Origin of the sequence: Anaerosphaera multitolerans, from assembly GCF_004006535.1 — a bacterium.
GTDB lineage: Bacteria > Bacillota > Clostridia > Tissierellales > Peptoniphilaceae > Anaerosphaera > Anaerosphaera multitolerans.
In genome coordinates this window covers 1-7126 of sequence record NZ_RLIH01000028.1, presented here as the reverse complement: position 1 = coordinate 7126, position 7126 = coordinate 1, and the positions used below count along the sequence as shown (strand labels likewise).

The 7126-nt window shown below is 28.2% G+C and carries 5 protein-coding genes; 3 read left to right on the top strand and 2 right to left on the bottom strand.

Annotation, left to right across the window (positions count from 1 at the left end; translation table 11 throughout):
• Positions 1-2554: S-layer homology domain-containing protein (locus EF514_RS10490; protein ID WP_127725403.1), on the top strand; the 2554-nt coding region annotated here is incomplete at its 5' end.
• Positions 2555-2951: 397 nt separating this feature from the next.
• A complete protein-coding gene (locus EF514_RS10485; RefSeq protein ID WP_127725402.1) occupies positions 2952-3230 on the top strand; it encodes a hypothetical protein in 279 nt (92 codons plus the stop codon).
• A 153-nt stretch (positions 3231-3383) separates the two neighbouring features.
• On the opposite strand, the gene EF514_RS10480 is transcribed toward EF514_RS10485, so the two are convergent.
• The gene (locus EF514_RS10480; RefSeq protein ID WP_127725401.1) at positions 3384-4097 is read right to left on the bottom strand and encodes a LytR/AlgR family response regulator transcription factor; all 714 of its coding nucleotides are present in this window, start codon (positions 4095-4097) and stop codon (positions 3384-3386) included.
• Positions 4097-6046, bottom strand: a complete 1950-nt coding sequence (locus EF514_RS10475) for a sensor histidine kinase (protein ID WP_164845595.1) — start codon at positions 6044-6046, stop codon at positions 4097-4099. The genes EF514_RS10480 and EF514_RS10475 overlap by 1 nt, the downstream gene beginning before the upstream one ends.
• A 601-nt stretch (positions 6047-6647) precedes the next feature.
• Here EF514_RS10475 and EF514_RS10470 point away from each other — a divergent pair.
• The coding region (locus EF514_RS10470) for a V-type ATPase 116kDa subunit family protein (protein ID WP_164845594.1) at positions 6648-7126 on the top strand (479 nt) is incomplete at its 3' end.

The window sequence follows — 7126 nt, the reverse complement described above, 5'->3', positions numbered from 1 at the left end:
TGTAGAAGCAGTTGAAGCAGCAAAGGCAAATGCAATCAATAGCATCAACGGTGTAAATCCTAAGACTATGGAGCAAGAAGAGGAAGAAAAACTTAATGCTGCCAAAGTGAATGCTAATGCAGAAATAGATGCAGCAGCTAAGAAAAAGATAGATGAAATCAATGCCATGGACAATGTATCAGAGGATGCAAAGACTAATGCAATTAACCAAGTAAATGAATACGCTACTGCAGGGAAAAAAGCTGTTGAGGCTGCAGACACTATTGCCAAAGTAGAGGAAGCAAAGACAACAGCTATTAAAAATATAAATGGCGTTACTCCTAAGACTATGGAGCAGGAAGAAAAAGAAAAACTTGATGCTGCCAAAGTGAATGCCAATGCAGAAATAGATGCAGCAGCTAATGCGAAAATAAAAGACATTCAAGGCATGACAAATGTATCAAAGGATGCAAAGACTAATGCAATCAACCAAGTGAAAGACTATGCAAGTGCAGGAAAAGAAGCTGTTAATAAAGCAGAGACTGTAGAAACAGTTGAATCAGAAAAAACAAATGTTATTAAAAATATAAATGGCGTTACTTCTAAGACCATGGAGCAAGAAGAGGAAGAAAAACTTAATGCTGCCAAAGTGAATGCTAATGCAGAAATAGATGCAGCAGCTAAGAAAAAGATAGATGAAATCAATGCCATGGACAATGTATCAGAGAATGCAAAGACTAATGCAATCAACCAAGTGAAAGACTATGCAAGTGCAGGAAAAGAAGCTGTTAATAAAGCAGAGACTGTAGAAGCAGTTGATACAGAAAAAACAAATGCTATTAAAAATATAAATGGCGTTACTACTAATATCGAAGAGGAAGGATTAAAATTAATTGTTAAGGTTGAAGATGAATTAACAGAAGAATTAATTAATGGTGCAAAAATTAAACTATATAAGATATTAGAAACAGAAGAAATTCCAGAAGTATCACAATTAGAGCAGGAAAAATCAGATATTGAAAATGAAATTCTTGAAAAAGAAGAGAAAATAGAAAAATTGTATTTAAATACATCTGATTATAGCACACCGTTTGAATACAAATTCAATAAAATTCAAAGTTCAAAAGGTGTACCTGAAATATTTGTTGAACCTCAAAGTTTAGAAGATGTTTTTGGAGAAGTTCAAGATTCAGAAGATGGACCTGAAGTACCTGAAGCTCAAAATGCAGAAGAGGTACTTGATGCACATATAGAGTCTCAAAAATTTGCAGATGAATTTGGCGAATTCCAAGGTTCAGAAGATGGATTTAGCATAGTTCAACCGCTTGAAGAATTAGAAGAAGAAATTAGAGAATTGACAAAGAGAAAATCTGATATAGAAATTATTTTAGCAGAAGAAAGAAATAGAGGAGATTTAAATCAAAAAAATGAACTCGTAGGAGAGTTTGAGATAGAAACCAATGGTACTATTACTATAAATGTAGATTCTGGAAAATATTTTATAGAAGAAATTCAGCCACCTGTAGGTTATGAATTGGTAGAAATTGATGAAAATCCTATAGAAGTTCAGGATGAATCAGAGGTAGTAACTATAAGTAATAGAAAAATAACTTCTGAAGAAACATTCATGGTTACCTACTATGGAAATGATAATACATCAGGAGAAGCACCTGTGGACAATAATGTATATGAAGTAGGGGAGATTATAAAAGTACTTGATAGAGAGACCCTTTGGAAAGATGGATTTGTTTTTCTAGGATGGTCAAGAGATAAGGATGCCTCAACAGCTGAATATAAGCCAGGTGATACTTTAGAAATTATTGGAAATATTGATTTATATGCAGTATGGGAAAAAGAAAGTTCCAGTAATGGCTGGTGGAGTTGGGGAAATAGTTCTAATGAGATAAAAGAAAAAGACAAAGAAATTCTCAACGAAAACAAAGGTGATACAATACTTCACAAAGCTTACCTAACTGGTTATCCGGATAACACAATTCGAGCAAGTGGAAATATTACAAGAGCAGAAGCGGCTGCAATACTAGCACGATTAAAAGTTGGGGAGGAAAATATTCCTGATAAAAGCACTATAAATTATACAGATGTTAATAATGAAGATTGGTACGCAAAATATATAGTATTTGTAACAGAAAATGAAATAATGAAAGGTTATGAAGATGGAAGTTTCAGACCAAATGGAAAAATTAGTAGAGCAGAATTTGCAACAGTAGTAGCAAGATATAACACTTTAGTAAGTATGGATTCGACATTTGAAGATGTAAAAGGTCACTGGGCAGAGAAATATATTGGAACAGTAGCCAATAAAGGTTGGATTACAGGATATCCAGATGGAACTTTTGGACCTAAAAATAACATTACTAGAGAAGAAGTTGTTACAATAATTAATAAGATGCTTGAAAGAAAAGTAGATGAAGAAGGTCTAAACAACTTAGAAATAAAAACATTTACAGATTTAAATAGCAACAGATGGTCTTACTATGATTTAATTGAAGCAAGCATATCTCATGAAACTATAATGAATGGCTTAAATGAAAAATGGATAAAAGTAATAGATTAGTAGAATAAGAATAATAAAAGTTTTTGTATATTATAATAAAAGGATTCTTTCTGGCATTTTATAGGGAAGAATCCTTTTATTTAATACATTTTAAATTTTAGAAGATAGATATAGATCCAAGTTATTGATTTAAAATAATTAGAATAAATAGTTATAATTATAACTGTTACAAAGTGAAAGGAGGGAAATAATATTTAGGAAACAAAAATCATTTATAGCAAAGTCACATTTTTAATTATATGTCATGGATTTGGGAAACAATACTATATAATTAATATATTACTTACAATATTGTTTGTTATAAATTATTAATTTTATCTTATTCTATTATAGCAGCTATTGAAATTGTTAGTAATATATTCAAGATTAAGAGTATATAATTTATAAGGAGTTAGTTATGAAAATAGATGATAGAATAGAAAAAGCAGATAATGAAATTTGCGCTGCATGCGATCTTATGAATATAGCTTTTGATAATATAGAGCATAAAAAAGTGAGAGTTTTATTTAGTTCTATTATGGATAAGCTAAAGAATTCATATGAGTTAATAGGAGATTTTCTATCAGATCCAGAAGATACTAATTTGTCATCGGAAGAATTAATTAAGATAAGTAAGTGTTGGGGTGTAACAATAGATGAAATACTGGACATAGCATTATTGGTTAAGAAAAAATGAAAATTAAACATTATTTTATTGAATATGAAGGAATAGTGAGGGAAGTGTAAAATAAACTGTGTTGGTGAAGTTCCGATTCTTCACTTACACAGTTTATTTTACTCTCCCCAGTCCCCAATAATTATAGATAATTTAAAATTACAGGATTTTTTATTATGTGTTTTCCCAAAAAAACTCTTCAAATTTTTCTTGAACTTGTTTTTGTTGACCTTTACTAATAGGAATTATTTTATTGTTATTTAGAATAAAGTCCTTTTTATTCATGCTCTTTACATGTAAAAAATTTACGATATAACTTCTATGACAAAAAACAAATGGAAAATCTTCCAACAATTTTTTTAATTCAGTAAAACAAGTAGTAGTTTTTATTTCTCGAAGTTCAGTATACAGTATACTATTATGTTTCATAGCTTCAGCATAATGAATGTCTTTTAGTCGAATTTTTATTAAACGTCTATTTTCCATTACTTCAATTGATTTAGCATATAAATTTATTTGATGTTCACATCGCTTAAGAGTATCTACTAGTTTTTCATATTCTATCGGTTTAACTACATAATTTATTGCATTTACTTTATAACTTTCAATACCGTGTTCAAGACTAATAGTAGTAAAAATTATAGAAATTTCTGAATCGTGTTTTCGAATTATTTCCGCTGCATCCATTCCTGACATTTTATCTTTTTCCATATAGATGTCAAGAAAAACAATTTGATATTTAGAAGGGGTAAAAGAAAATAATAATTCTTCACCTGAAGTAAAAACTTCTATTGTTGCTTCAAGATTAGTTCGCTTTGTATATTGGATCAACAAATCCTTTAATCTATTAGCATCTTTTAACTGATCATCACATATTGCAATCTTCATTATAAATCACTCCAATTATTTATTCCATTACCTAAAGGTAATAGTATTTTCCCATGAAAAATATTGTTGTCGCTTGTATAAAATTTTGCTTTTCCATTATATTTTGAACAAATATAGTTAATTGATGAAAGACCTATACCTTCTTTATTAAGCCAACGCTTTGGTTTATCAACAAGAGCATCAAAAGTATTGTCAACTAAAATGCCGAAATAGTTCATTTTACTTAAGATATGGATATTGATTTTTCGCTCACTTAGAGGTAATTTTTGTGTGGCTTTTAATGCATTTTCCAGTAAATTACTTAGAATTACACAAATGTCAATGTCTTCAAAGGGAAGACCATCGGGTATGTCTACTTTAATTGTAATATCGGCTTTTTTCTCTTCGCCAAGTGTGGCATATATTTTTAATAATGTATCTATGATGTAATGGTTACAATAAGATACTTGAGTTTGTAATTTAGCTTGCTCGTTTAGAGATTCTATGTACTCCTTTAATTGAACAGTGTTGTTTTCAATAGATAGCTGATAAATTATGAATAAATGGTGACGGAAATCATGGTGTGCAGCTCTAAGTATTTCGTTTTTCTTAGAAATTTTAGAGTAGTGTGATTTTTGCATATCCAGCATTTTTATAATATCTTCATTGTACTTCTCTAAAATTAAATTGGACTTAAAATAAGCAGATATTTTTCTTGTAAAAACAATACCTATGGAAATAATTAATACTGTGCCTGAAATTTCCGTCATATGTCCGGAATATATTGACTCAAAGTTAGGAAATAATCTTTCGAATAAAAGAGCGGTTATAAGTACAGTTGTTCCAATTAACATCACTTTAGGATATTTTTTTCTATAGGCAAAACGAATACTTGTTAAAAATAAATATATTGCCAGACTATATGTGTATAAGTTTAAAATATTAGAACTAATTAGTATTGCATTTAGATTATTCCCAAAAAAAATATATACTATGCATGTATATAAGATTATTAAAGTTATAATTGCCAGAATTATATTAGTAAATATTTTTCCTAAATGCATCATTTTATTTTGAATTAAAGAAAATATTGTGATTGTAATAGGAAAGGACAAACTTTCAAATAATAACCAAGATGTTCTGGTATAACTTAATAATTCTATTATTGGTATAGAAATATAAACTGAGAAAAAGAAACAGAACATTAGGTAATAAATGAAAAGAGTATTACTGTTTTCTTTATCTGCACTTGTAATTTTATAGAAAACTAAATTAAACAAAGCTACACTTATTGCAAAAGCTATAATGAATGAACGAATTAAAAAGCGGATATTTGCAACAGTCTCAACTGAGTCGGATTTTCCAAAGACCAACGGATTCGAAGTGTTTTCACCAATATGTATGTGTACTGGTATAGCGATTATAACCTCAATAGCGTCTGCATTAGAAACTGTAAATTTAAAGCTTCTAGCGTTGGGAGAATAGTAATCTTCAGAAGAGTTATTGTCTAATTCTCCCATAAGTACACCATTGATATATAGCTTATATGTACAATAAGTTTTGGGGATTTCAAAAATAAAACTTTCTTCCGTAGGAGGTAATTTTATTATAATTCTATAAGTGCTGCCTATGGCATATTTTAATTCATTTCCATTATTAGAATCAATAAAATTTACATCTTGACCAACGGAAGTATAATCATCAGGCTCTATATTTTTATTGAGAAAATCGTCCGGTCCCAGTAATTTATTGTAATAAATTTCCCAGTCATCTATTAAATAGGTATATTTGAAATCATCAATAGTATCAGGTGAAATAATCAGTTCACCTTCTTTAGGTTGTGGTCCGTTATGTGTATATTTATTGTCAAATTTATAAAACAATAAAAAAATGCTAAAAGAACAAAAAATTATTATCGCTATAAAGGAAAAAAATTTCATAATTTCCTTATTAATTACCATTATTTTCATTTTCATTCACCCTTTTGCTGATAAGTGAGTATAGAATTATAAATTTATAGCTAATGTTAAAAGAACACAAGAAAAGTCCAGATAACCATTATGATATATTGAAGTTATATAACTATCAGCTTATTTTATAAATTGATATTCTTAACGTCTTATTTTCAGTATTTCCTTAGTAGTTTATGTTTTAAACTTTTAAATATAAACAAAATATAATTATTATTAAGTTTAAAATTTAATTGGTTTTATAGCTGCCGTAAAGTATTGTATTTTTTATATTCATTATACCCTTTAAAGAAAAATTATCAACTATAAATAAGATATACAATTAAATGTATATTATATATTACATTCTTATAATTTTAAAAATCTAATATCTTTTTTTAAAGGATCTTTCGTGCATATTTATGTCTTTTTATGAATTTACCGTTGTCTTTATTTTTGTCGGGGTATTAAAAAAATGCATAATAATTTGACTGAATTAAACTAAAAAGGTAAGGAGTTGGACAAATTAAAAAATATTATTAAGTTATTTTCTATTGCATAATCTGAAATCATAATATGACATTTAATAAAGTATATTAAAGTAAGAGAAAGGAATGAAAATATGGGGGAAAATAATAGAATTGGAAATAATAAAAGTATTAGTAAAAATAAATTTATAATACTTTTATTAATAGTAACTATTTTAACAGGTCAAGTATATGTTCCTAGTGTTACTTATGCTGAGGAGAATGAAAAAATTGAATCAATGGCTGATGATGTTAATAAAGAAGATAGTGAGGAATTAGAAACTTACAAAGATAAAAGTATTGATATAATCAGAGATATGTACGAAGAAATAAAAAAATATAGTGATGTAAGTAATTATATATTGGAAAAAATTGAAATAAATTTAAACTCCTCAGTTGAAAGAGTAAGGAATGCCAATTCAATATATGAGATTGATGCTATAGTTGAAGAGTCGGAAAATAATATTATTGAATTAAGAGAAACGTTAAATCAAAATATAGTTAATGAAAATCTGGAGAGAAAAACGGACGATGAAAATATTTACGATGTGTCAGCAAATAGAGATATAATAGC

What these genes read in the sequence shown, in the direction of transcription:
- EF514_RS10485 (WP_127725402.1), top strand. Translation starts at nt 2,952, where the DNA reads ATGAAAATAGATGATAGAATAGAAAAAGCAGATAATGAAATTTGCGCT.
- EF514_RS10480 (WP_127725401.1), bottom strand. Translation starts at nt 4,097, where the DNA reads ATGAAGATTGCAATATGTGATGATCAGTTAAAAGATGCTAATAGATTA.
- EF514_RS10475 (WP_164845595.1), bottom strand. Translation starts at nt 6,046, where the DNA reads ATGAAAATAATGGTAATTAATAAGGAAATTATGAAATTTTTTTCCTTT.